Here is a 26,693-nt window from a genome sequence, read left to right as displayed (position 1 = left end):
CTCAAATGTGTATGGTTTATTCTTTGCCGTTAAAACAGTAGGTGCACAAGTTGCAGGGAGGCAGGCCGATGGACGCAATCAGGTCATCCAGACGGTGAAAACGGAGGGTGGTAAAGTTCTGTTCCCTGCGTATAGCCTCAAGCAGAGCCGCATAGCGTTCAGTAGTAGGATCGGCGTAGTCAGCCAGTGCTTCCTCCACATGCTCCCCTTCCCGTTCGCTGATAATCCTGCGGGTGATAAGATCCAGTTCTGATTTGGAACGGGAAAAATTCAGATATTTGCATCCATAGATGAGAGGCGGGCATGCCGGGCGTACATGTACCTCTTTTGCACCGCTGTTGTACAGGAATTCCGTGGTTTCCCGCAGCTGTGTCCCGCGCACAATAGAGTCGTCAATTAACAGAAGTTTTTTTCCTTTAATCAGTGCATGTACAGGGATAAGCTTCATGCGGGCAATCAAATTCCTCTGGGCCTGGTTTTGCGGCATAAAAGAGCGGGGCCATGTAGGGGTATATTTTATAAATGGCCTTGCATACGGAATGCCGGATTCATTGGCATAGCCGATGGCATGCGCCACACCGGAGTCCGGAACTCCGGCCACACTGTCCGGACGAACCAGATTTTCATCTCTCTTGGCAAGCATACTGCCGCAGCGGTAACGCATCTCTTCCACATTAATTCCCTCATACGAGGATGTGGGATACCCATAATATACCCAGAGAAAGGAACAGATCTTTAGTTCATCCCCCGGTGCCTTTAAGGTTGTCACAGCCTCCGGGGTCACAAATGCGATCTCACCCGGTCCCAGCTCTTTATAATGGCTGTAGCCCAGATTAATGTAGGCAAAGTTTTCGAAAGAAACGCAGTAAGCGCCTTCTTTTTCCCCGATTACCAGAGGAGTCCGCCCGTAGCGATCCCTGGCGGCATATATCCCCTCAGGGGTTAAAAGCAGAAGTGTCATGGAGCCGTCAACCATCTCCTGTACGTACTGGATTCCCTCTAAGATAGAATCTTTTTGATTCATAAGGGCAGCTACCAATTCAGTTGCATTGATCTGCCCGCCGCTCATTTCCAGGAAATGGGTGTGTCCGTTTGCATAGATCTGCTGTACCAGCTCGTTTAGATTGTTAATCTTACCCACGGTAGTAATTGCAAAACTTCCCAGATGAGACTGTACCAGAAGGGGCTGGGGTTCATAATCAGAGATACATCCAATCCCCAGATTTCCCTGAAGTTCCTCTACATCACGCTCGAACTTGGTGCGGAATGGAGAATTCTCAATGTTGTGAATGGCCCTGCTGAAGCCCTTTGCTCCGTGGACAGCCATTCCTCCTCTTCTTGTACCAAGATGTGAGTGGTAATCAACGCCGTAAAACAGATCCAGCGTACAGTTTTCTTTTGCGGCAACGCCAAAAAAGCCTCCCATGTGTTTATTTCTCCTTTGATTGTAATAGATTAGGTTTGTAGCACAGATATAGATGTAGTTTACCATATATTTACCAAAAACGAAAGGGATTATGAAAATTGGGATTTAGGAGTGTAGCGCTTGGACTTCAGCTTAAAATGATTCAAGTCGGAAGGTATGGGGTGGCGGAGGGACGGTGAGAGAAATCCCGCGGCAGCGGGCGGGCTGGGTTAGACGGGAGGAAGGCTTAAGTTCCGGGGACACCTCCGTCGTGAAGAGAGTCTAAGACAAAACCGGAATCCCCGCAGGAGCACCGCTCGTATGTGCAAAGAATGCTTGATGTGCATTCTCTGCCCATGCTCACTTTTTTTCGGCTTGGACTGCCGAAAAAATCTCCAGCGGGAATCCCGGTTTTGCCTAAGACTCTCTAGTCACTCCAGCGGAATCGTCCGCGGAACTTAAGCCTCCCTCCCGCCCAACCCAGCCCGCCCGCCGCCGCAGGATTCCTCTCACCTGGGTATAGGAAAGTTCCAGGAGGAAGTTTTATATGAACGGGAATGAAATCTTACACATAGGATATAGTTGTAAAATAGACAGATAGAATAAAATTGGAATTTAATGCAATTACTTGGACTACGGTTCAAGGTGATCTAAGTCGGTAAGTATGAGGTGGCGGGGGGACGGTGAGAGGAATCCCGCGGCAGCGGGCTGACTGGTTCGGACAGGAGGAAGGCTTAAGTTCCGGGGACACCTCCGTCGTGAAGAGAGTCTAAGACAAAACCGGAATCCCCGCCGGAGCACCGCTCGTATGTGCAAAGAATGCTTGATGTGCATTCTCTGCCCATGCTCACTTTTTTTCGGCCTGGACTGCCGAAAAAATCTCCAGCGGGAATCCCGGTTTTGCCCAAGACTCTCTAATCACTCCTGCGGAACCGTCCGCGGACCTTAAGCCTCCCACCCGCCCAACCCAGCCCGCCCGCCGCCGCAGGATTCCTCTCACCTGGGTATAGGGGAGTTCCAGGGGAGGGAGGTTTTTGGCAGTTTATCCAGAACATCAAGCGGACAATAGTGCGGAACAAGAGGAAAAGTGTACAACTCTCGACCTTCCCCACCGTTTTCCGTGAATGTGAAGTGAGTCTCTGCCAGGATATAGGAGGGAGCACCGGGGGGACAGGGCCAGGGGGCGGGGGATAGGGACAAGTCAGGGAGGTTAAGCGGAGTGAGCCGAAGATCCAGTCCACCAGCTGTTTAGCGAGGAAGGCTCTCCTGACGAGCTTAGCAGCTGGTAGGACTTAGCTGAGGGGAGCGGAGCCTCGAGCTGACTTGTCCCTATCCCCCGCCCCCTGGCCCTGTCCCCCCGGTGCTCCCTCCTATATCCGTCCGTCTGCAACACCCCGCTCCCCGACTGCATAACCTCGAACTTCACATACACAAAACTATAATTTTATTTTAAAGATTTTTATGTTATAATACAAAAAACCACAGATAGGACTCAAATCATATGAATTATAAACTAATTATCCAATACGACGGAACCCGCTATGACGGATGGCAGCGGCAGGGCAACACTGAGAATACGATTCAGGGAAGGATTGAGGAGGTTCTCTCACGGATGGTACAGGCTCCTGTGGAAGTGCAGGGGGCCGGCAGGACAGATGCAGGGGTACATGCACTGGGCCAGGTGGCCAGTGTGTTTCTGGATACGGATGCTTCCGAGGATGAAATCTGCCGGTATCTGAACCAGTATCTGCCCGAGGACATCGGGGTTGCAGAGGTAAGGCAGGCGGCTGACCGTTTTCATGCAAGGCTGAATGCTTCGGGAAAGGTGTACCGTTACCGGATCGGCACTGGGGCGTATAAGAATGTTTTTGAAAGAAAGTACTACTATCCTCTGGGGAAGGAACTGGATGTGGCCGGGATGAGAGCGGCTGCGGCTATTCTGGCAGGGGAACACGATTTCAAAAGCTTCTGTTCAAATAAAAGAATGAAAAAGTCAACGGTGAGGAGACTGCAAAGGATTGACATCCGGGAAAAAGCCGGGGAAATTGAAATTACTTATGAGGGGGATGGATTTTTGTACAATATGGTGCGTATCCTCACGGGTACTCTGATAGAAGTGGGACAGGGGAAACGGAGTCCGGATTCTATGAAAGAGATTCTGGTGGGAAGAAACAGGAAACTTGCAGGCTATACGGCTCCTGCCAGGGGATTAGTTCTGGCGGAAGTGAAATATTAGAGAAGGTACAGGAGAAAAGGAGAGAAGATAAAATGACAGAACAAGATAAAAGCGAAGCTTTCTGGAGGGATGAGCAGGAAGCTATGGAGAAGGCGATGAGAGAAAGGATTAGACGCATAGATGCAGAACCGGACACGCATATTTACAATTTGATGAAGCCCGGGTTCTGTGCCTGCAGCGCCAGGGAAGAGTGGCTGACGGTGCGCTATCCCGTGGAAGACTGGGCGCTGAACCATATGTCCTCCATGCACGGAGGACTTATAGCCGCCGCAGTGGACACTACCTGCGGCATACTCTCCGCAAACAGGAGCAAAAATATGGTCACACCCACCATTAATCTCACCATAAATTACCTCTCTCCGGCAGTGAAAGGGGATGATATGCTGGTAACCGCCAGGATGGAGCGGTGCGGCAGGCATCTGGTAAACGTATCTGCCAAATGCACGGGAGAAAAGTCAGGCAAGACGATAGCAACTGCTCTGGTGAGCTTTATGCTGGGAGGAAAATAGGAGGAACGGGAGATATGGAAGGCACTACGCAGAATACATGGCCGGAGAGCTACTACAGCGAGAAGGATCCCGGGCTCAGAAGAATACTTTTGGAGGAAGAGATACAGCAGCACCCGGGAGTTTTGGAGAATGAGCTGAGGCAGAAGCTGTGGGAAATACGTTATGTCTCCAGGGACAAAAAAAGCACTGGCCAGCAGGTGGACAATTATATCGGAGGATGGATGGAAATGCTCTATCTTTCCAGGAATAACGGGGGGATTTTCGGCTTCCGGTATGCAGCAAAAGAGCTGAGGAAAACCATTAAAAAAATGGGATTTTCCGTGGCCGAAGAGTATGGGGAGGCAGGCAGAGAGATCCTTTACCGGGAGATCTATCATCTCTGTTCCTTTTACTACCATCTCTGCGCGACGGATAAGGGGTACGGAACGAAGCTCATGGGAATAATGTCCATGAAGGATGAAGACATTACCATGAAGATCGCAAAGGAAGTACTGCAGAATGCGTACAGGCTTCCGATGAACACAGGCCTTGTCCAGGAGATGGAGGTCTTTACAAAGGCGGCTACCCAGGCATTTTATGATTATTTTCCAAGGGAAAAGGATAAACTGGACAGCCAGGTGGAGAAGTTGAGAAAATAGTTGAAACAATTCAAAAAGCATAAGAAAAAGTTGAGGAATCCCAGAGTTTTTGGGACAATTTTCCTCAGCTTTTTTCTGTCCGGCGAAGTTTCCGGCATGGCATACAAAAATTTTTAGATATACTTAAAAATTTTTGTAAAAACTATTGCTATTGCTTATTTTCCATGGTACACTCTAACTATCAAGAGGGTTTTTATATTTTTTTCTAAATGAAGGAGGTAACACATATGCTGGTAATTGGCAACGGGAGAATGATTACAAGAGATGCAGAGAATCCATTTATCGAAAATGGGGCAGTGGCTATGGATGGAAACACCATCGTGATGACAGGAACCACAGAAGCGGTGAAAGGTGCTTATCCGCAGACAGAATACATAGATGCAAAAGGAAAAATCATTATGCCCGCCTTTATCAATGTGCATGAGCATATATACAGTGCCTTTGCCAGAGGTCTGTCCATCAATGGGTATAATCCTGACGGTTTTCTGGATATCCTGGACGGAATGTGGTGGACCATTGACCGGCATCTGACTCCGGAGCAGATCCGTTACAGTGCCCTGGCAACGTACATGGACTCCATTAAAAACGGAGTGACCACAGTATTTGACCACCATGCAAGCTTCGGTCATATTACAGACAGCCTGTTTACCATAGAAGACGCGGCAAAGGAGCTGGGGATCCGGACCTGCCTGTGCTACGAAGTGTCGGATCGGGACGGCAAAGAAAAGGCCAGAGAATCCGTGATGGAAAATGCCAGATTTATAAAACACGCCCTGGAAGATGAGAGCGGCATGATTGCGGGAATGATGGGAATGCATGCGTCCTTTACCATATCGGATGAGACCATGGCCCTTGCAGCTGAGAACAAGCCCGGGGAAGTGGGATACCACATCCATGTGGCGGAGGGGATAGAAGATCTCCACCATTGTCTGAAAACCTATGGAAAACGAATCGTAGACCGGCTGATGGACTGCAATGTGCTTGGGGATAAGACGCTTCTTGGACACTGCATCTATGTAAATGATCACGAGATGGATCTGATCAAAGAGACAGATACCATGGTGGTACATAATCCGGAATCAAACATGGGGAATGCCTGCGGATGCCCGCCGACTATGGCAATTGTTCACAAGGGAATCCTTACAGGCCTTGGAACCGACGGGTATACCCATGACATGACAGAATCCTATAAAGTAGCCAATGTACTTCACAAACACCATCTATGCGATCCCAACGCTGCCTGGGCGGAGGTTCCCCAGATGCTGTTCGAGGGAAATGCCAGGATAGCGGGACGCTATTTTAAAAAGCCTTTGGGGGTACTGAAAAAAGGTGCGGCTGCGGATGTGATAGTCGTAGATTATGATCCGCTGACTCCTATGAATGGAGACAACTGCAACGGGCACATCCTGTTTGGCATGCAGGGAAGAGATACTACGACCACTGTATGTAACGGAAAAGTATTGATGAGGGACAGAGTGCTTACCGGCATTGATGAGGAAGCAGCTCTGGCAAGGTGCAGAGAAGAAGCCAAAAAACTGGCAGATGATATTAACAGCAGATAGTGCGGGAGGTAGATAAAAATGAGTGATCGGATGACATGTATGCCATTTTCCCAGTTAATGACCTGGATGATGGAGGAAAAAAAGAAGAGAAATACAGTATTTGGCACCCACAGCCCTTATGCTGCGGGGGATGAGACTCTGGAATTGTTTGGAAGAAAGCTGGAGACTCCAATCGGACCGGCCGCAGGTCCTCATACCCAGCTGGCACAGAATATTATCGCTGCTTACTATACAGGAAGCCGTTTTTTTGAGCTGAAGACTGTACAGATTATGGACGGAGACGAACTGTCTGCCTGCGTAAACAAGCCCTGTATCCTGGCAGAGGATGAATGCTATAACTGTGAGTGGTCCACAGAACTGTTTGTACCCCAGGCTATGGGGGAATACATCAAGGCATGGTTTGCCCTCCACGTGATGGCAAAGGAATGGGGGCTGGGAAGCCAGGACGGTTTTCAGTTCAACATCAGCGTGGGGTATGATCTGGCAGGAATCAAATCGGAAAAGATCGATACATTCATTGAGAGCATGAAGGAAGCTAAGGATACGGATATCTTCAGGGAGTGCAGGCAGTGGCTTCTGGACCATATAGATCTGTTTGAACAGTTCACGGCAGAGGATGTGGAGAACATTCCTTCCGATATCTGCAACTCCGCTACCATTTCCACCCTGCACGGATGTCCGCCCCAGGAGATTGAGAGCATAGCCAATTATTTGTTTACAGAAAAACATATGAATACCTTTATCAAGTGCAATCCCACTCTTCTGGGATATGATTTTGCCAGAAAAACTATGGACGATATGGGATATGACTATATGGTATTCGGAGATTTCCACTTTAAAGACGATCTTCAGTATGAGGACGCTATTCCCATGTTCCGCCGGCTGATGAAGCTGTCTGAGGAACAGGGGCTGGCATTCGGCGTGAAGATTACCAATACCTTCCCGGTAGATGTCACCAGAAGTGAGCTTCCCAGCGAGGAGATGTATATGTCAGGAAAATCTCTCTTCCCGCTGTCCATCTCCCTGGCCGCAAAACTTTCCAAAGAGTTTGACGGAAAACTCCGCATTGCCTACTCAGGAGGAGCAGATTATTATAATATCGGCCGAATTATCGGCGCCGGTATCTGGCCGGTTACTGTGGCAACTACCCTGTTAAAGCCCGGAGGATATAACAGGGGCACGCAGATGGCAGAGCTGCTGGCAAAGCAGGGATGCCGGCCGTTTTGCGGGGTAGATGTGGATGCACTGTCAAAGCTGGCAGAGGACGCAAAAAAAGACAGCCACCATGTGAAGGCTGCGAAACCGCTTCCCGGCAGAAAGACAAAGGATACGGTTCCTCTTCTGGACTGTTTTATGGCACCCTGTGAGGAGGGATGTCCCATTCACCAGGATATCACCAACTATATAGCTCTGGCTGGAGAGGGAAGGTATGAGGAGGCGCTTCAGGTTATCCTGCGGAAAAATCCTCTGCCCTTTATCACCGGTACTATCTGTGCCCATAACTGTATGGGAAAATGCACCAGGAATTTCTATGAGGAGTCTGTCAACATCCGCGGCGTGAAGCTGGAAGCAGCAGAGAAGGCTTATGATGCCGTCGCCTCCAGGATTCAGCCGGTTCCCGTAAACGGAGCGGAAAAGGTTGCTGTAGTCGGGGGAGGACCGGCAGGTATTGCTGCCGCCTATTTTCTGGCCCGGGAAGGCGTGGGAGTTACAGTATTCGAGAAAGAGGCTTCTCTCGGGGGTGTGGTCCGCAATGTAATCCCGGGATTCCGGATTTCCGGGGAAGCTATTGACAAAGACATTGCCCTCATTGAAAAGCTGGGTGTGACGGTTAAGACCAATACAGAGATAACTTCTCTGGAGGAACTAAAAGCGGAGGGATTCACCTCTGTCGTTCTTGCACTGGGTGCCTCCAAGCCCGGAAGCCTGAAGCTGGAGAAAGGGGAAACCATGAATGCCCTGAAATTCCTGAGGGAATTCAAGGAAAAAGACGGAGATCTCTCTCTGGGCAGAAATGTGGTTGTTATCGGAGGCGGAAATACTGCCATGGATACGGCAAGAGCGGCGAAACGCACCAAAGGGGTGGAACATGTCTATCTGGTATACCGGAGAACCAAACGCTATATGCCGGCTGACGAGGAAGAATTAGTTATGGCAGAAGAAGACGGGGTTATCTTCAGGGAGCTTCTGGCCCCTATATCTCTGGAAAACGGCCAGCTTCTCTGTGAAAAGATGCAGCTGGGGGCCCTGGATGCATCCGGACGGCAGAGCGTAAGCGGGACTGGGGAAAAGGAATCGGTGCCGGCCGACACAGTAATTGTTGCGGTAGGCGAGAAAGTTCCCACAGAATTTTACCAGGCCAATGGACTGAATACAGACGACAGGGGAAGAGCTTACAGAGACGACAAAACCCTGGAATCCAGTCAGAAGGGGATTTACCTGGCTGGTGACGGCCTGGGCGGTCCGGCGACTGTCGTGGAGGGAATCCGGGATGCGCAGAAGGTGGCTGCGGCGATCCTTGGAAGTCCTGCAGTCAGTGAATGTGAAAAAGAAGGCTCCAGGGAAGAGTGTTTTGCCAAGAAAGGGGTTCTGGTCAGTGAAAACGAGGCTCCTCATGAGAGCAGACGCTGTCTGAACTGTGCTGCTGTCTGTGAAAACTGTGTGGATGTATGTCCAAACCGGGCAAATATATCCATCGAGGTGCCGGGAATGCCTATGGCCCAGATTATCCACGTGGACTATATGTGCAATGAATGCGGCAACTGCAAGAGCTTCTGCCCATATGCCAGTGCACCTTATCTGGATAAGTTCACACTGTTTGCCAATGAGAAGGATATGGCAGACAGCAAGAACCAGGGCTTCGCTGTACTGGACAGAGAGGCCGGAGTGTGCAGGGTAAGACTGTTTGGGAATGAAGTAACTCTGAAAGTTACTGAGGATAACGAGAGAATCCCCAAAGGCCTGAGAGATCTCATGGCAGCCGTAATAAAAGACTATTCCTATTTGCTGTAAAAGGGGATACAATAAAAGGGACACTGCTTGCCGGCAGTGTCCCTGATTCCATTTAAGAAAGAAGGGAGGAGACAAATGATGATAAGTGCAAGCCGGCGGGAAAGGACCATGACAGATAATGGAAAGATGGCACAGGTGCTGAAAAGATGGCGTTCCGTTTTTCCAACTATTTTTGTCTCTCTCTTTTTATTTTTTACTATATTTTTTCTTTTTGGTTCTAAACAGGTGATTTTGGTTTCGTTTTTAACTCTCTTTTTCAAGACAAAAAGTACGCAGGATTTTACTTTCAGGGAATTGATCCAGGCTTACGGAAGGATTCTGCTGGCAGGTCTGGCTGCCTATGGGGCGACACTGAATCTCCCCCTCTGTATTCTTCTGAACCTGCTGGTTCCCTTTCTGCTTGTGTATCTTCTCACGGACAAATTTACACCAAAAGCCTATTTTGTGTATGGAATGGCGTTTGTCTTTCTGCAGCTGCTGCCCATACCGGCAAAGCTGCTTCCGGTACGTATAGGGGCGCTGCTGTACGCGTTTTGTTTTCTGACGGCAGTTTTATACCTTCACCGAAAGATATTCCGAAAAAAGCGGCATTATGGAACCGTGCGCAGGGGGATGGCAAATATGGCGCTGCAGCTGGAGAAACTTTCGGAGGGAAGGAGAGATCAGAGGGATATGGCGGATCTGGTCCAGATGATGTACCATATGAACCAGGTGATCTATGCCAGCAGGAACTACAGGTATCTGGCGGATCGATATGGAAAGATAAATTATTACTTTATGATTGTCTTTCAGCGGTTCCGCTACTATATGACAGAGCTCTCCGAACCCAAAAAGTGTACGGCGTTCAAAGTGCAGCGGTATCACAGGCAGCTGGCAAGGGTCTTCCGGGATGTGGAGCAGCAGATGAATGAGGCGGATAATCAGGAATTGATCACAGAGATTCATCACTTCCAGAGCCACGAGAGACTGGAGGATGAGAAGCTGAATCAGGCAATGGAGTTTATTCTCGGGCTTATCGGGTTTGCTTTAAAGGAGGCAGTATCCACGGATAAAGCAAACAGGGAGAGGGAGTGGAGGCGGTCCAGAGGCAGGACAGGAAGCCCGAAAGCGTTTTTTCGGAACTTTCATCCGGACAGATTTCAGGTACGGTTTGCCCTGAGGCTGTCGGTGGTGCTCTGTATTTCATTTGCCTTTTGCAGGATTACTTCCCTGGAACACGGCTATTGGTTTCCCATGAGCGCTTTTTTAATGCTGATGCCATATTCAGAAGAAAGCATGCTCAAGCTGAACAACCGTATCATCGGCACTGTGACGGGACTTTTTATCACCTTTTTCCTGACCGAGATTTTTAAGACCTTCTGGGGGCATATCGGGATCATAGTGGTGATGACATGCCTCATGTACTATGTACCGGTCACCTCCTGGACGATGCCCATGTACAGTACCTGCTACGGTATGGCCCTGACTACCTTAAGCCTGGATACGGGGCATGCCATTGCGCTCCGCATTGTATGTGTGGGACTGGCCGCTGTGACCGTATGGCTGGCCAACCGTTTTATTCTTCCGATTACTGCAAAATCGGAATTCCTGAAAAGCGTGAACGATCTGCTTGATATTGATGAGAAGCTGGTGGGTGAACTGCAAAAAAGCCTGTATGATGAAGAGGATCGCAGTCTGCTTCGGGAGTATATGATGGTTTCAAATCTGCTTTCTGAGGAGATCCGGAATTATATGAAGGAAAATATGGGGGAAAATGAGAAGCAGTTCTACAGCCGGCTGCTGCCCATCAACCGCAGACTCCTCTCAGAGATCGAGCAGATTCATGCGTATTTAAAGAAATATAAGGTAAGCTCCAGGGAAAATCCTGCCATTGAGGAACTTCTCGGGAATATGGAGCAGGCGTTAAAGCGGATTCGCAGGGGATTTACAAAGAATGAACTGAACAGTTTCCTCACAGCAGGCAGTGAGTTTCGGGCCTATGGGAAGCTGGAGGAGGAGATTTATTTCAATACACTGGCTTTGAACTGTATGAACAGTGTCGCCAGAATCTCTGAAATTTTACCGGAAAAATCGCCGAATAACATATGATTGACACTCGACAGCAACTTTTGTACAATAATGATAAAAATGGCAGGATGGGATAACATGTATAAAGTATTTCAAGAGGCAAGTGAAAGGCTGGAGTCTGGGCAGGATGTTGTAATTGTTACAATAATAGACGGATCCGGTTCCGCCCCCAGAGGGGCCGGGGCGAAGATGCTGGTAAGTGAGAATGGGGAGTGCCTGGGAACCATAGGGGGAGGCGCCGTGGAATATGAGGCTGTGAAAATGGCATCTGAGGTGCTGAGAAGTAAAAAATCACTCATTCAGGACTACAGTCTGGCACCCGGTCAGGCGGCTGATCTGGGTATGATCTGCGGAGGACGGATCACTGTTTATTTCCAGTTCCTGTCCAGGGAGGACGATAAAGTACGCGTGCTCTGCAGGAAAATAAAGGAGATGTGCCGGGGGGAAGAAAGCGCCTGGCTGATCCTGGAAATTACGGAAGAGGAATCCTGGATTATGGGGATATATACGAAGAAACAGGGGCTTTGGGGAATGGAAGGTCCCCTTGGAAATCTGCCGCTTAAAAACCGGGCGGTATTCCTCCGGGAAAAAAGCAGATGTCTGTACAGCGAACCCCTGCTGCCGTCCGGGAAGGTGTACGTGTTTGGCGGCGGACACGTAGCACAGGAGACAGTTCCGGTGCTCAGCCACCTGGATTTTTCCTGCGTGGTTCTGGACGACAGGGCAGAGTTTGCCAGTCCTGAGCGATTTCCCGGAGCCAGGGAGGTACTGGTTTGTGATTTTTCCAGAATCGGGGACTATGTCACCATTACAGAAGAAGATTACGTGATTATTATGACCAGAGGCCACCTGTCGGATCTGCAGGTCCAGGCGCAGGTATTAAAGCGGAGGCCTTATTATATCGGAATCATGGGCAGCCGCCGGAAGATTGCCGCAGTTACTGAAAAACTGCTGGAACAGGGATTTACGGAGGAAGAGGTTGCCGGATGCCATATGCCTGTGGGAACCGATATTCAGGCAGAGACACCGGCAGAGATAGCCATTAGCATTGCCGGGGAACTCATACGGGAGAGAGCCAGAAGAAAGCAGGAAGTGCTGACGGAGAGATAAGGAGAGCAACCTATGGAAAACAAGATACGTACCGGTGCAGTGATTACAGCTGCAAGGGCTGACTTTTACAGGGGAGAGTTCAAGCCCTTGCTGGAAATAGGGGCCCTGAGTGCTGTTCAGAGGCTGATTTTGACTCTCCGGCAGGCTGGGTGTTCTCCCATTGTCCTGGTTACCGGATACCGGGCAAAAGAGCTTGAAAAGGCGGTGTCCAAAATGGGAGTCATCTGTATGCACTATGGCGAATATGAGAGTGCCCAGATGTTTGATACCATCAAAGCAGGACTGGAATATATAAAAGATCTCTGCGGACAAGTAATCTGCACGCCTGTGGATCTTCCCATGGTGTCAGTTCATACCCTCCATCAGCTGATGGATTCCCAGGCTCCTCTGGGAGTGCCTGTATACCGGGAGAGAAAAGGCCATCCTGTCCTTATCCATACCTCTGTGATCCCGGAACTTTTGTCCTATGAGGGCAGCCGGGGATTGGCAGGGGCCATGCAGTCAGCATCCTGCGGACGTACTCTGGTGCAGGTGGAGGATGAAGGAATTCTTCTCAGGGCAGGGGAAGTCAACGGGAACGAAGAGCTTCTGGAAGAGAGGAGCCGTCAGCTCTATACGGCATCCGTTACTGTGAGGATTATGAAAGAACAGCAGATCTTCGGACCGGGCACGGCCCAGCTTCTGACACTGTTGCAGTATACCGGATCCATGAAAGAAGCCTGCAGGCAGATGAATATGTCCTACACCAAAGGCTGGACCATCATCAACAGGGCGGAGGAACAGCTGGGGTACCGGGTGATTAAAAGACAGCATGGGGGAAAAAGCGGGGGCGCCAGCTTCCTGACAGAAGAAGGAAACTCACTTTTGCGCAGATATGAAGAGATGGAGGACGAGATACGCAGAATGGCACAGAACGTATTCCAGGAAAAGTTCCCGGAATTTGCTGTGAAATGAATGGCAATCCATAGGAGAGGGCAGGGAGAATCTACAGAACTCCCTGCCCTCTTTTACGTTATCCTATTCCTTTTCCAGTACCTTTACAATCTCTGAAATATACATAGTGTGATAGTCTTTATTGGGATACCATTTTTCGTCCATTTCTTTTGCAATAAAGTTTTCCGGCGGCATGGCGTCCTGATACATTTTTTTGCACACGAGAATGAGATTTGCCTCCTCAAACGCAACCGTTTCATCCACAAAAAGAGGGGTCAGTCCCGCGTCCTTTACTTTGTCTGTATCTCTTCCGGATACGGTGCCGCAGAGATTCAGGGCCTTTTTGTAGGACGGGTCAAAGAATGCAAGAGTAAACGTGTCATTGGCATCCACAAATTCCTTTGTATATCTCTGGGGACGGATATAAGTGGTCACTGTGTTCTTGCCCCAGAATACGCCCACACCGCCCCAGCTTGCGGTCATGGTATTGAATTTATCTTTGGTGCCTGCAGTGATGAGCAGCCATTCTTTTCCGATTTTAGTAAAGGGATTGAACTGTAATTGCTCTGGTGTTATCTCTTTGAAACTCATATAATACCTGCCTTTCTGTAATACGAAATTAAGAGAAGTCTCTGGTTTATAGTATAGCACTAAGACCGCCGGTTGTCACTTGGATTATAGAAGGTACTCCTCACAGGCCCTCTGCATCCACGCGGGGTCTTTATAGATAGCCCTGCCTACGCCCGCCAAATCTGCTTTTTCTGAAACCAAAAGGTGATCGGCAGCCCTGGCGTCCGTGATTCCCCCTGTAAGAATCACAGGAAGGGATACGGCTTGTTTGATGGGCTGGGTCAGGGAAGAGAAATAGCCCTGTGGCTGGGCGGAAGCTTCCGGGATGGTATATCCGCAGTGGCCGCCGGAGATGTCCAGGATGGTAACGCCTGCTTTCTCAAACATTTTTGCGGCTGCGATGCTGTCTTCCAGTACGGTGCCTCCTTCCATGTAATCACAGGCGCCCAGACGAAGCAGAACCGGATAGTCCGGGCCTACCTCACAGCGGACCGCAGTGACAACCTCCAGGGGCAGACGAAGGCGGTTTTCCAGGGAACCTCCGTATTCGTCCGTGCGGCGGTTGCTGAGAGGAGAGTAGAATTGATTCAGAAGGTATCCGTGGGCACAGTGAATCTCCACCCCGTCAAAGCCGGCAGCCTTGGCCCGCCGGGCGGCCAGCTGAAATTCTTCAATGACCTGAAGCATGTCATCTTTGTCCATAACCTTGTCCGGGAGAAACCCTTTGCGTATATTTTTAATGGGAGAGGGGGCCAGGGTGGGATGGTGATTCAGAGCAGGCTCACAGGCGCTTCCTGCATGATTGATCTGAATGACGGCTTTGCTGCCGTCCTTCTTTATGACATCCGCCAGCTGCCTCAGACCGGGGAGACAGTCGTCGCTGTGAATCCCCATCTGATGGGCCGCGGCTTTCCCCTGGGGGGAAATATAGCTGTGCTCTGCAATGATCATTCCGATATAGCCCCCCTGGGACCTCTGCCGGTAGTAATCCAGAACGTCCTGGGTGATGATACCGTCAGCCTGGCATTTGGCTGTGGCCATGGGCGGAAAGACCAGTCTGTTTCTTAACGTCAGATGTTTGGTAATGAAAGGCTCAAAAAGATGTGGCATATGTTATTCCTCCTACATTATGATAGACTTGAGTATTGACACTATTATAGCACTAATAAAAGAAGGTTTGCCAGTCTAAAGGTTAAAAAGAAGGAAAAGTGCAGATGAGTACCCTGCTGAAAAAGGGGAAGATTACTTCAGGGATAATCCTCTGTACCGGTTAAAGCAGGCAAAGATCTCCTGCCTCCTTGGCATGGCCAGGTTGGAGGGGAGATAACTGCTCTCAGTGACTGCGGCCAGTCCTTTCTGGCGGATGAGCTGCTCCAGAAGGTCCACGATGGTTCGTAAATCTTTTTTTCCATCCAGAAGATTACACTCCGCATATTTTATCATGTAACCCAGGGCTGCGGTCTGTTCACTGTCTGCCAGCTGTTCCACATACCTTAAATCAATGGTCTCTTTGTTCATGGATATTCCGTCTTTTCCCATTACCTTAATCTTTACGCGGCTGTTTCCCTTTACGGAAGAGCTGTAACCAGGCGTCCGCAGGAAAGAGGGGGCGGCAGGAAGCTTGCCGGGGAGGGTGAGGGCAGGAAACGCTTTGGCTTCTTCTTTTGCCAGTTCGGTGATATCCCTGGGGAGATACCGGTCCATCTGAATCACCCGATCGGCAATGTGGAAAAAGGAACCGGAACTGCCGGCCACAATCACGGAGGATATTCCGTATGCTTCGTACAGGTGGCGGACTCTCTCAAGGAACGGGGTGATAGGCTCCTGATCCCTGTGAACCACACGCTGCATCAGCTCATCCCGGATCATAAAGTTGGTGGCGCTGGTATCCTCATCGATGAGAAAGAGGGAGGTCCCCGCCTCCATGGCTTCTATTACATTGGCGGCCTGAGAGGTGCTGCCGCTGGCATCTTCTGTGGTGAAGGAAACAGTGTCTTTTCCGTTCGGCAGGTCATTGACAAACAGAGAAATATCCGTTTTTTTAATGCTCCGCCCGTCTTCCGCCCGGATTTTAACGGCAGTGGGATCCGTGATGACATACTCTCTTCCATCTCCCTTAATATGATTGTATACACCCAGTTCCAGTGCCTTCAGGAGCGTTGATTTTCCGTGATATCCGCCCCCCACAATGATGGTGATGCCTTTTCGCAGCCCCATACCGGAAAGTGTTCCCCGGTGGGGAAGTTCCAGAGTTACCTCCAGAGACTTGGGGGACTGGAAGGGGATTGCCTGCCGCATGGGACGGCTGGAGACGCCGCTTTCCCTTGGAAGAATGGAGCCATTTGCCACAAAAGCGGTGAGCCCCAGGGAGGAAAGCTGGCTGCGGATATATTCCTGGTCTTCTGCCAGATAGATGACTTCGGCCACCTGACGGGCATTCAGCTTCTGATAATAAAAGGAGGAGGTGACGCAGTCAGGGAGAAAATCATAGAGGATTTTGATGAGCTCTGAGGAATTAATGGTTCTGCCGTTGGCCGGAAAGCCCACTTCCAGATGAACTGTAAGAGTACCTGTCCTGGGGTGGATGGTGCAGGCAGTACGCTCCAAAACCTCTTGTCCGCACCGGCTGACAGATATGAGGCCGCTTTTGCCGGAGCCTTTGGCCTTGAAATTATAGCGGTCAATTTTCTGGGCGAAAATACGGGTGAGGTAGTCGCAGAGTGCGGTCCGCTTGTAGGACGTGTCAAAAAGTCCGGCGGGGAAGCCGGCCTGTCTGCCCTCGATGACCAGACTTACCTTGGAGGGGGAGGCAAAAGGATCTCCCTGTACATGGTCAATGGACAGAAGATACCCGGGGAACTGGTAGCTCCCCCGGGTATCTTTATAAGCCGGATAACTTTTATGGTTAATTGCAAGCAGCAGTGTCTTTAAATCAGTTGAATTTTTCATTTTCATTTCCTTTCTTCCTAAGTCTCGTTCCATTCTGAGGGAACACGCTTTTATTGTAATAGATTTGAAGAAAAGAAACAAGAGATTCTCCTATATAAATACCAGGCACCTCCCCCTGCAAGAAGTGTAAAACAGACTGTCACGGGCAGGGCCCATGAGGAAATCAGGAAGGTAACGGCAAGGGGCGGCAGAACCATGAGCATTCCGGCGCCTATGGTTGCCAGGACCGGGAGTCCCTGCTTCACCGCGTGATATTCTGTGGCCCAGTCATACCGGGGATATTTCAAATCCAGGGCAAGACCAAGCACCGCGGTAAAGAAGGCGTAGGCAAAAGGCGTAAGGAAAAAGAAAAGTCCGGTGAGGGGATCCGGCCGGAAGTGTATGGCTAAGAAGATGCCGGCGATCCCTGCTGAGGGCAGCATAAGTGTCAGATTTACTCCTATTTTTGCCAGAAAGATGGTGCCGGGCGCCACTGGGGCTGTAAAAAGGCACCAGCGTGCCTTTCCCTCCAGAGAGATGGAGGCACAGGTTGTGCAGCTCATAACCATAAAGAGAGAGATGACAAAGGGGATAGACCGGGAGAATTCCAGGATAATTCCGTATCCTCCCAGCAGCTCTTGCAGCTGTCCCTTGTCGGTAAAGAGAAATAAGACGCTTAAGACAATGAGCAGAATCTCACCCACCGACGTATTCAGCAGGTAGATGGAGGAGGACATAAGGCGGCGGAATTCTTTTTTATAAATGGCAGCCAGAGGTGACGCTGTGCCCAGATGCTGCATCTTGTAGGTCCCTCCGGTGTGATGAGAAAAGAGGGCTGTGTTTATTTTGGCAAAGCTCAGGGACAAAAGCAGCAAAAACAGTCCGGTACTTCCCAGGGATAAGAGAACAAAATACAGGAAATACAACATGCTGCCGTGATTCAGGGCCTCTGAGAGAAGGGCGGCCGGGGGATAGACGGCATTCACCTGCTGTGCAGCTGCCTGTCCGATGGCTGCAAGATCCTCTGCGTTCATATTCTGCATACGGAAAGAAGCACCCACCACCAGCAGGATTGCCCCTACACTTAACAGGATCGTTGCCAGATTCCTGTATTTAAACCGGAGTGCGGCAGACAGAATCAGAGTACTTGCCACGGCAGACAGAACCATGGGAAGGAGGGGAGCCAGAAAGACAGAGACTAGCATGGTAAACCAGCCCCCGGGACCGCCCGGATGCTCCAGGCCGTATACAATCATGGAAGGCACCATAGCAATGGCGGCAGCCGCAAGATTCATAAGGTACACGGCAGTAAGCCTGGAGAGGAGCAGGGCAGGGACGGAGACGGGAAGTGACATTACCATGTCATAGTCCTTCATTCCAAACAGAATCCCGTTTGTCTTCATAAAAGTAACGATTATGGTGAGGACGGCACTGGCCATCAGCGTCAGGGAGGGAAGAAGATCTGTCATCCCCATCTGCCGGCAGCCATAGGCTATGGCAATACTGTAGAGCGTGCCCATCAAAAACAGGATTCCGTAGACAGCCCCCATCAGAATGCAGTTTCTTCTGTCTTTTTTATCTCTGGAATGGAGGAAACGGTTGAATCCAAAGGAGGAGAGAAGCTGAACCTTGAACAAAACTTTATAGCTATTCATCCTTGGCCACCTCCAGAAATACTTCTTCCAGGCTGCTGCTGCCCCGAACCTCTTCGGTGGGACCGCTGGCAATGAGCCTGCCGTTTTTTATTATGGCTATCTTATTGCAGAGCTTCTCCGCTACCTCCAGAACGTGGGTGGAGAAAAAGATTGCACTTCCCTTGTCACACAGCTCTTTCATAATGCTTTTCAGGTGATAGGAAGCCTGTGGATCCAGACCTACAAAGGGTTCGTCCAGTATGAGGAGACGTGGGTCATGGATAAGAGCTGATATAATAGCCAGTTTTTGCTTCATCCCGTGAGAGTAGGAGGAAATTAAGTCCCCCAGATGCTCCGTCAGCTCCAGAAGGTCAGAGTATTTCCGGATACGCGCTTCCTTCTGTGCGGCAGACACCTGAAAAATGTCACCAATATAAGTAAGATACTGAATCCCTGTGAGATATTCGTAGAGATCCGGGTTGTCGGGAATATACGCGATCTCCGATTTGCAGAGTATGGGTTCTTTCTGAATGGAATGGCCGCAGATCAGGATCTCTCCCTCCCGGAATTCCAGAATGCCTGCCACCGCCCGGATGGTGGTCGTCTTTCCCGCCCCGTTGTGTCCGATGAATCCATAGATATCTCCTGCCTGAACCGAAAGGCTCAGATCGTTTACCGCTTTCTTCCCTTTCTGATAGGATTTGGAAAAATTCCGGATTACCAGGATATCTTTTTTGGTTGTTTGTCTTTGCATTGAGGTCACCTTCTTTACTAGTTTGTGTTTCTATTGTAAAGCCGGGAACTTCCGGGAACAAGGGAGCAGAAGTTGACTTCAGGCTGTCTAAATCAACCAGTGCGATACTTGGCAAATACTGGACAGAGGGAAGGATATGGGGTATGCTGAAACCATATGACAGAGAGGAGAAATAAGTGTGAAGATAATAGCAGAGGAAACAGCCGCCATTGTGATAGATTATCAGGAGAGGTTAATGCCTGTGATGGCGGAGAGAGAGAAGCTGACAGCGGCGTCAGACATTTTGCTGAGGGGACTGAGAGTGCTGGACATCCCTCTTTTTATCACCCAGCAGTATACCAAAGGACTGGGAAGGACGGTAGGGGAGATTACAGAGGCAGCGGGTACAGAACAGTATACGGAGAAGATAAGCTTCAGTGCGTATGAAGCGGTTCTTCCCTATATTCAGGGAAAAAAATATGTTATACTCTGCGGTATTGAGGCACATATCTGTGTTCTTCAGACGCTTTTGGACCTTACGGACAATGGGTATGTTCCCGTTCTTGTGACAGACTGTATATCCTCCAGAAAGCTGGAGGACAAGGCTGCAGCTCTCAGGCGGGCTGAGGCGGAAGGGGCAGTTTTAACCACTTGTGAATCTGTTTTGTTTGAGCTGCTGGTCAGGGCAGGAACAGAAAAAAGCAAAAAGATACAGAAACTGGTGAAATAGAACAAGGGGTTCCGGAAATATAAATTTTTCGTTAATCTTTAATAAATGTCTCCACGTCCCCTGAAATTTATGGTATACTCCTTCTAAAAATTATTTTTAGGAGGAGTATTTTTTATGGACGCAGACCCTGACGGGAACTCTATTATGTTTCAGCTGCTGTTTCTTGTATTTCTGACACTGGTGAATGCTTTTTTTGCAGGAGCGGAGATGGCAGTGGTCTCTGTAAACAAGAATAAGATTAAGGTATTAGCTGAGGAGGGCAGCAAAAAGGCAATGCTGGTGCAGACCCTTTTCGAGGATTCCACCAAATTCCTGTCCACCATACAGGTGGCGATTACCTTTGCAGGCTTTCTTTCCAGTGCTTCTGCAGCTACAGGTATCTCCCAGCTGCTTGGGGAGTGGCTGAAACAGTTTGGGATTCCCTACAGCGGAACTATTGCAGTTGTGGCATTTACTATACTGCTGTCTTATTTTAATCTTGTCTTCGGAGAACTGGTTCCCAAACGGATTGCTTTACAGAAAGCGGAAGAGTTCAGTATGATGACGGTAAAGCCGATTTATCTTATTTCCAGGATCCTGTCCCCCTTTATTAAATTATTGTCGCTGTCCACCAACGGCGTGCTCCGTCTGGCGGGGATGAAGACCGATCATCTGGAGGAGGCAGTAACGGAGGAGGAAATCAAAGCCATGCTGGAAATGGGAAGCGAGGCAGGGGTTTTCAACAAAGAAGAGAGGGATATGATTAATTCTGTCTTTTCTTTTGACGATAAGCTGGCCAGGGATGTTATGATTCCCAGAAGGGACGTATTTGCTATCGATCTGAGCGAGCCATTTGAGGCGTATATTGACGAGGTACTGGAGAGCCGCCATTCCAGAATCCCTGTCTATGAAGAAAGTATCGACAATATTGTAGGAATCCTACATATGAAAGATTTCATGATAGAGATGCACAAAACAGCTTGGTCGGATCTGGATATCAGAGCGCTGATTCACCCCGCGTTCTTTGTTCCGGACAGCAAAAACACAGATGAACTGTTCCGGGAAATGCAGAGGAACAGGGATCATATGGCAGTCCTGATCGATGAATACGGGGGTTTTTCCGGTATTGTTACCATTGAGGATCTTGTGGAAGAAATCGTGGGAGATATCAATGATGAGTATGATATGGTAACTCCGGATATCGAAAAAATAGAGGAAGATACCTATCGTCTGGACGGAAGTGTTCTGGTTGAGGAGATCAATGAGCAGCTGCACCTGGACCTGAAAACAGAGAATTATGACACTCTGTCTGGGTTTCTCATTGAGACTCTTGGGTATATTCCGGACGGAAAGAATGAGAGTGTAGCTTTAGAGTCTGTAAAGTTTATCATAGAAAAGATGGAAGGGAAACGGATTCGCTCTGTGGTGCTGAAGGTAGAGCATCCGGATTTTTGACAGTGACAGAAGTGTAAAAATGTGATGCAACAGCAAATACCCGGCAGCCGCGCTGTAACTCGAAGGAGATACAGCGCGGCTGCGCTATTGCAGGGCAGGAGCATCCAATAACCGAAATCCGCAATATAGGAATGGGATTCAAAATATGATATACTATGTGTGCCTGCCGCACTGTGCAGGCTGTATAAGTAAGCAGAAGGCGAGAGGTGCTGTATGGATAAAATACTAATTATAGAAGATGATGAAATGTTAAATGCAGGTGTGTGCTTTCACCTGGAGAAAGGGGGAAGGCAGCCCGTGCCGGCATACGATCTAAAGACAGCAGAAGCAGTAATTAAGAAAGATACCATTGCACTGATTCTGCTGGATGTAAATCTTCCTGACGGGGATGGGATTTCTTTTGCCCGTAAAATAAGAGAAAAAATGAATACCCCTATTATCTTCCTGACGGCTCAGGATATGGATGAGGATATGATCCGGGGATTTGAGGCAGGTGCAGATGACTATATTACGAAACCTTTTAATATTAAGATATTGATGCAGAGGATGGAGGCAATCCTGCGCAGATGCAGGAAGGAAGAGAAAAACACGGTTTACTGCTGCAAAAATCTTCAGGTAGATTTTGCCTCTATGACCGTAAGAAAGGGGGGGAAGCCCCTCACACTCACCCCCACAGAGTTCAGGCTTCTGCAGGCTTTCTGCAGGAATCCGGGACAGGTGCTTACCCGGGAAATGCTGCTGGATAAGCTGTGGGACAGTGAGGGGAATTTTGTGGATGAGCACACTCTGACCATCAATATCAGCCGTCTCAGATCCAAGATATCAGATGAGGAGAATTCATACATAAAAACTATTTACGGTATGGGATACCAGTGGATGGAGGGGGAAGATGAGTAAGAAACATACAAGAGCGCCGGTCTGTTACTGGGGTGCACTAATTTTGATTATTGCGGCTTTTCTGTGTTCTGTTTTTTGGAGGTCCAAAACCTGGAGCGTAGGGAGGATTCAGGTAAGCTGTGTGGGCTTTGCCCTGGCCATGGCGGTGATGGCGGGCCTGGGATATTGGATGCACAGGAGAATCTATCTGGAACTGACGGATCGTATTAGCAGCTGTGTGGATGATTTGATTGCAGGAAAAGAACCCCAGATCAACAGGGAGGAAGAAAGGATTTCTTCCAAATTAGCCGCAAAGCTGGAGGCCCTGGCTGAGATTACCCGCCATACCGTGGAGGAGAGCAATGGGAAAAAGGCAGAAGTGCAGCAGATCATCTCCGATATTTCCCACCAGCTGAAAACCCCTATTGCCAATATCCTCATGTACAGCGATACCATTCGGGACTGTGAGCTGCCCAGAGAGGAGCAAGTGAAGTTCCTGGAGATTCTGCACCAGCAGGTAAGAAAGCTGGAATTCCTGGTGCAGGCCCTGATTAAGATGTCCCGACTGGAGAGCAGTCTGATTGTTTTGAAAAAGTCAGAGGGTGATTTATACCATACACTGGCCAGGGCTGTGGCGGCGGTAACCCTGTCGGCACAGGAAAAAAATCTTACGATCAAAGCAGAGTGCAGGGAAGGAATCCGCCTGTGGTACGATCCCAAGTGGACCGAGGAGGCAGTTTTTAATGTGCTGGATAATGCTGTGAAATATACGCCGGAGGGAGGGACCATAACTCTCTTAGTGCGTCAGTGGCAGATCTACACCAAAATCAGCATCCGGGATACGGGCATCGGCATAGATCCGGAGCACCGAAACGATATCTTTAAACGGTTTTACCGGGAGAATAAGGTACATGAGGTAAAGGGAATAGGGGTGGGCCTTTATCTTACCCGAAAGATTATATCTCTCCAGGGAGGATATGTGAGCGTGCGCTCAAAACCGGGGGAGGGGGCAGAATTCTCCCTGTTTCTTCCCAATGATCAGCGATGAATGTTTCAGAATTGATACCATTTTCTTTTTCCGTGAGAGGGTTTTGCAACAATTACGTGATAGGATAAGAGTATAGAAAAACGAAGGAAATGAGGAAGGTATCATGAGCATATTAAAGGTTGAAAACTTAAAAAAATATTATGGTTCCGGAGAATCCCAGGTGAGAGCCCTGGACGGCGTGAATCTGGAAGTAGAAAAAGGAAGCTTTACTGCAATAGTGGGAACCTCCGGGAGCGGCAAGTCCACCCTCCTCCATATGATGGGGGGACTGGATATCCCTACCAGCGGCAGCGTAGAGGTGGCAGGGAGAGAAATCTCTAAAATGAGTGACGATGAGCTTACAATTTTCCGCCGCCGTCAGATAGGGTTTGTATTTCAGGCCTATAATCTCGTTCCCATCCTGAATGCCTATGAAAACATTGTGCTCCCCATCCAGCTGGACGGAAGCAAGGTTGACAGGGAGTTTGTGATGGAGGTAGTAGAGATTATGGGCATTGGGAAAAAACTGAAAAACATGCCCAATCAGTTGTCGGGAGGAGAGCAGCAGCGAGTGGCCATCGCCAGGGCGCTGGCAGCCAAACCGGCCATCCTTCTGGCCGATGAGCCTACAGGAAATCTGGATACCCGCACCAGCCAGGATGTTCTGGGGCTTCTGAAAACCACCGGGGAGCGGTTTGGGCAGACTATTGTAATGATTACCCATAACGAGGAGATTGCGCAGCTTGCAGATACCATTATCCGCATCGAGGATGGAAAAATCGCGGAAAGCAGGTGGCAGTAATGAAGATGGATCAGAACAACAATGGTGCTGTGATTAAGCAGATTGCAAAGAAAAGCCTTGCAGGCAGCAGAACCAGAAATATATTCACCTGTCTGACCATAGCTATGGGAGTGGCTCTGGTGCTCACCTTTGTATTATATCTCTTTGGAAACTCTAAGCAGCAGCTGCGGACCCAGGAAGATACCCCCCAGGTATCCTATCTGGATATCACTCCGGAACAGGCGGAACAGTTAAAAGGATTTTCTGAGATAAAATGGCTGGGCTTATCCAAGAGCGTGGGAAGCAGTAAAGTGGGCAGCAACCGTTTAGGTGTTATCTATCAGGATGAGATCATGATGGAAAAAAATGAGATTTCTTATACTGGTGAGCTGCCCCAAAAGGACGGGGAGATTATGGTACCCCGGGATTATCTGAAGCAGTTAGGCCTTAAGATCCAGCCCGGGGATACGGTGTCCCTGGATCTGGGAGATAAGACAGTAAGAGAATATAAGGTTACGGGCATTGTGGATACGCCATCCAAGACCAGCAACAATCACAGAATCTATGTCTCGCTGCCCTGTGCATTGGCTCTTACCGGGGATGAAGAATGTCTTTTGGATGCCACAGTGAATCTGAACCATGCAGTAAATATGACATTTCCTCAGGCAGAGGAGACTGCGGCAGCGCTGGGAGAAAAGATCGGGCTGACCCAGGAACAGAGTAAAGTAAGCGAGGCATTCTTTAATCAGGCAAGCATATCCAGACTTACAGCAACCAGTGTGGCGGCTTTGGCCCTTGTGGCAATCCTTATTTTAGCGGCAGCCGGGCTGGTAATCCACAATATTTTCTATATCGCTGTGGCAGGAAAGGTGAGAGAGTACGGACAAATGAGAACCCTTGGCATGACCAGAAAACAGGTCAGGAGCCTGGTGTCCCGGGAAGGGACTTCACTTGCGGCAAAGGGGATACCTCTGGGTCTTGTCATTGGAGCTTTGATGGGATATCTGCTGATTCCCGGCGGCTGGGACTGGAAGACGACTCTTGGAGGGATGGCTGTGTGTGCTGTGTTAGGGTTTGCAGCTGTGCGTATATCTGTGAGCAAGCCGGGAAAGATTGCGGCTAAAACAGCACCGGTTGAGGCCATCAGTTATACCGGCTATTCCCAGATGCAGGGGGTCTCTAAAAAAAGGTATTCTTATCTGACCCCGGGAAATCTGGCGGTCCTCAATCTGAAGAGAAGCAAAAAGAAATCCTTTCTTACCATGTGTTCTCTGGTGCTTGCCGGAGTTTTGCTGGGCGCTATCAGCAGCTTTGTAATTTCCTACAATCCGGGCGCTTCTGTGGAATCCTCTTTTCCCAACGGGGATTACCAGCTTCAGCTGTCCGCCGAATCCGGGTTTGGCAGTCAGGATCTCAGTGAAGAAGGAAGAATGAAGCAGTATGCGGCACTGCAGAGCAGCGGCATCATCGGCAATGAGACGAGAAAAGAAGTGGAGGGAATCGACGGCGTAACTGCAACCCGTCCCTGGAGATATCTGAACGTGAGTACCGATCTCTTTCAGAAAGAGACGAATCTGGGGATCAATGGATTCAGCAAGGACGAATTTGAATGGGTGAAGCAGATGGGATATGACGGCCCCCAGACCTATGAGGAGCTTATCAGCCAGCCGGGCCTGATTGTTGAGACAGAAAGCAACAGCAACTTTAAAGAATTTCCGGTAAAAAGAGGGGATGTGATTCATGTTGCCACATACAACGGCAGAGGAGAAAGAATAGAAAAGGACTTTCCCGTAGTGGGCACCTTTCATTATATATCCTGGATGATGGATCACAGAAAGGAGAATAAAAAGCTGCCTATTACCATTATGGGAAGCACGCTGCTTATGCCGTCGGAGACCCTTGATGACTGGGCCGGCATGGATACCACCTACGGGTTTGAGATTGAGACAGACCCGAAGAAGAGCGGGGAAGTGGGGGAGACACTGGAAAAGCTGTACGGCAGCGAAGAGAACCTGTTTCTCAACTCCAAGACAGAAAATATGGCATATCTGGATCAGATGTTTTTGCCGGCAAAGATTATTCTCTTTGTCCTGGCAGGATTCCTGGTAGTGTTCGGAGTGATTAATCTGATGAATACAATACTGACGAATCTGTTTACCAGAAAGCGGGAGCTGGGAATCCTGCAGGCTGTGGGGATGACCAGGGAGCAGATGAAAAAGATGCTGGGACGGGAAAGCCTCATCTATGTGGCAGTTACTATTGTCTGCACGCTGACGTTTGGAGGACTGCTGGGATATGGGCTGGTGGATGCTCTGGATCAGATGGGAATGAGTGTCAAATACCAGTACCCGTGGATTCCGGTTCTCCTGTTTGTGGCTGTACTGGGCGCTATGCAGACGGGCATGACACGGTACGGGGTACAGCTGCTGCAGAAGCAGACCCTGTCTGAGAGAATGAGAAAGGCAGATTAACATCCGGTTCCCAAAGGAAGTAAAACGAAAGAGACAC

20 protein-coding genes are annotated in these 26,693 nt (G+C 49.3%); 14 read left to right on the top strand and 6 right to left on the bottom strand.

Annotated features, from left to right (window positions below; all coding sequences use genetic code 11):
• Window positions 1-16: 16 nt before the first annotated feature.
• Window positions 17-1,426 carry an amidophosphoribosyltransferase gene (locus BUA56_RS02320; protein WP_072848641.1) on the bottom strand — a complete coding sequence of 470 codons (1,410 nt, stop codon included), beginning with the start codon at window positions 1,424-1,426 and terminating at the stop codon, window positions 17-19.
• A gap of 1,480 nt (window positions 1,427-2,906) precedes the next feature.
• On the opposite strand from BUA56_RS02320, the gene truA reads away from it, so the two are divergent.
• The 8 genes from truA to BUA56_RS02280 all read left to right on the top strand — a co-directional run bounded on the left by truA (window position 2,907) and on the right by BUA56_RS02280 (window position 13,493).
• Entirely contained in the window at window positions 2,907-3,641 is a 735-nt protein-coding gene (truA, locus tag BUA56_RS02315; RefSeq protein WP_072848640.1) for a tRNA pseudouridine(38-40) synthase TruA, read from the top strand.
• Window positions 3,642-3,673: 32 nt separating this feature from the next.
• Entirely contained in the window at window positions 3,674-4,150 is a 477-nt protein-coding gene (locus BUA56_RS02310) for a PaaI family thioesterase (RefSeq protein WP_072848639.1), read from the top strand.
• Between the two features lie 14 nt (window positions 4,151-4,164).
• A complete protein-coding gene (locus BUA56_RS02305) occupies window positions 4,165-4,788 on the top strand; it encodes a DUF6553 family protein (protein WP_072848638.1) in 624 nt (207 codons plus the stop codon).
• Between the two features lie 227 nt (window positions 4,789-5,015).
• Complete coding sequence (ssnA, locus tag BUA56_RS02300) at window positions 5,016-6,350, top strand: putative aminohydrolase SsnA (RefSeq protein ID WP_072848637.1); 1,335 nt, start codon at window positions 5,016-5,018, stop codon at window positions 6,348-6,350.
• Window positions 6,351-6,368: 18 nt separating this feature from the next.
• Complete coding sequence (gene ygfK / locus BUA56_RS02295) at window positions 6,369-9,362, top strand: putative selenate reductase subunit YgfK (protein WP_072848636.1); 2,994 nt, start codon at window positions 6,369-6,371, stop codon at window positions 9,360-9,362.
• Window positions 9,363-9,437: 75 nt separating this feature from the next.
• Window positions 9,438-11,450: an FUSC family protein gene (locus tag BUA56_RS02290; RefSeq protein WP_242946706.1), complete on the top strand. Its 2,013-nt coding sequence runs from the start codon at window positions 9,438-9,440 to the stop codon at window positions 11,448-11,450.
• Between the two features lie 57 nt (window positions 11,451-11,507).
• The gene (locus BUA56_RS02285) at window positions 11,508-12,539 is read left to right on the top strand and encodes an XdhC family protein (protein WP_072848635.1); all 1,032 of its coding nucleotides are present in this window, start codon (window positions 11,508-11,510) and stop codon (window positions 12,537-12,539) included.
• Between the two features lie 12 nt (window positions 12,540-12,551).
• Window positions 12,552-13,493: an NTP transferase domain-containing protein gene (locus tag BUA56_RS02280; protein WP_072848634.1), complete on the top strand. Its 942-nt coding sequence runs from the start codon at window positions 12,552-12,554 to the stop codon at window positions 13,491-13,493.
• Between the two features lie 63 nt (window positions 13,494-13,556).
• On the opposite strand, the gene BUA56_RS02275 is transcribed toward BUA56_RS02280, so the two are convergent.
• The 5 genes from BUA56_RS02275 to BUA56_RS02255 all read right to left on the bottom strand — a co-directional run bounded on the left by BUA56_RS02275 (window position 13,557) and on the right by BUA56_RS02255 (window position 19,331).
• The gene (locus tag BUA56_RS02275; RefSeq protein ID WP_072848633.1) at window positions 13,557-14,063 is read right to left on the bottom strand and encodes a flavin reductase; all 507 of its coding nucleotides are present in this window, start codon (window positions 14,061-14,063) and stop codon (window positions 13,557-13,559) included.
• 84 nt (window positions 14,064-14,147) lie between these two features.
• Entirely contained in the window at window positions 14,148-15,152 is a 1,005-nt protein-coding gene (locus BUA56_RS02270; RefSeq protein ID WP_072848631.1) for an oxidoreductase, read from the bottom strand.
• 132 nt (window positions 15,153-15,284) lie between these two features.
• A complete protein-coding gene (locus BUA56_RS02265) occupies window positions 15,285-16,991 on the bottom strand; it encodes an ABC-ATPase domain-containing protein (protein ID WP_072848773.1) in 1,707 nt (568 codons plus the stop codon).
• 50 nt (window positions 16,992-17,041) lie between these two features.
• Window positions 17,042-18,625 (bottom strand): hypothetical protein, encoded by a 1,584-nt coding sequence (locus tag BUA56_RS02260; RefSeq protein WP_072848629.1) that lies wholly within the window; start codon window positions 18,623-18,625, stop codon window positions 17,042-17,044.
• Window positions 18,618-19,331: an ABC transporter ATP-binding protein gene (locus BUA56_RS02255; RefSeq protein ID WP_072848771.1), complete on the bottom strand. Its 714-nt coding sequence runs from the start codon at window positions 19,329-19,331 to the stop codon at window positions 18,618-18,620. Before BUA56_RS02255 ends, BUA56_RS02260 begins: the two co-directional genes overlap by 8 nt.
• A 205-nt stretch (window positions 19,332-19,536) precedes the next feature.
• Here BUA56_RS02255 and BUA56_RS02250 point away from each other — a divergent pair, with 205 nt between their 5' ends.
• From BUA56_RS02250 to BUA56_RS02225, 6 genes are all read left to right on the top strand, one after another.
• Complete coding sequence (locus BUA56_RS02250; RefSeq protein ID WP_072848627.1) at window positions 19,537-20,067, top strand: isochorismatase family protein; 531 nt, start codon at window positions 19,537-19,539, stop codon at window positions 20,065-20,067.
• A 114-nt stretch (window positions 20,068-20,181) separates the two neighbouring features.
• Window positions 20,182-21,501, top strand: coding sequence for a hemolysin family protein (locus BUA56_RS02245; RefSeq protein ID WP_072848625.1), 1,320 nt, complete (start codon window positions 20,182-20,184; stop codon window positions 21,499-21,501).
• A 213-nt stretch (window positions 21,502-21,714) separates the two neighbouring features.
• Window positions 21,715-22,398 carry a response regulator transcription factor gene (locus BUA56_RS02240; protein WP_072848623.1) on the top strand — a complete coding sequence of 228 codons (684 nt, stop codon included), beginning with the start codon at window positions 21,715-21,717 and terminating at the stop codon, window positions 22,396-22,398.
• On the top strand, window positions 22,391-23,425 hold the full coding sequence (locus BUA56_RS02235) for a sensor histidine kinase (RefSeq protein ID WP_084067569.1): 1,035 nt from the start codon (window positions 22,391-22,393) through the stop codon (window positions 23,423-23,425). The genes BUA56_RS02240 and BUA56_RS02235 overlap by 8 nt, the downstream gene beginning before the upstream one ends.
• A 103-nt stretch (window positions 23,426-23,528) precedes the next feature.
• On the top strand, window positions 23,529-24,206 hold the full coding sequence (locus BUA56_RS02230; protein ID WP_072848621.1) for an ABC transporter ATP-binding protein: 678 nt from the start codon (window positions 23,529-23,531) through the stop codon (window positions 24,204-24,206).
• Window positions 24,206-26,656, top strand: coding sequence for an ABC transporter permease (locus BUA56_RS02225; protein WP_072848620.1), 2,451 nt, complete (start codon window positions 24,206-24,208; stop codon window positions 26,654-26,656). Before BUA56_RS02230 ends, BUA56_RS02225 begins: the two co-directional genes overlap by 1 nt.
• Window positions 26,657-26,693: the final 37 nt, after the last annotated feature.

Origin of the sequence: Lactonifactor longoviformis DSM 17459, assembly GCF_900129135.1 — a bacterium.
GTDB classification, from domain to species: Bacteria; Bacillota; Clostridia; order Lachnospirales; family Lachnospiraceae; genus Lactonifactor; species Lactonifactor longoviformis.
This window is presented reverse-complemented; position numbering and strand designations above follow the sequence as displayed.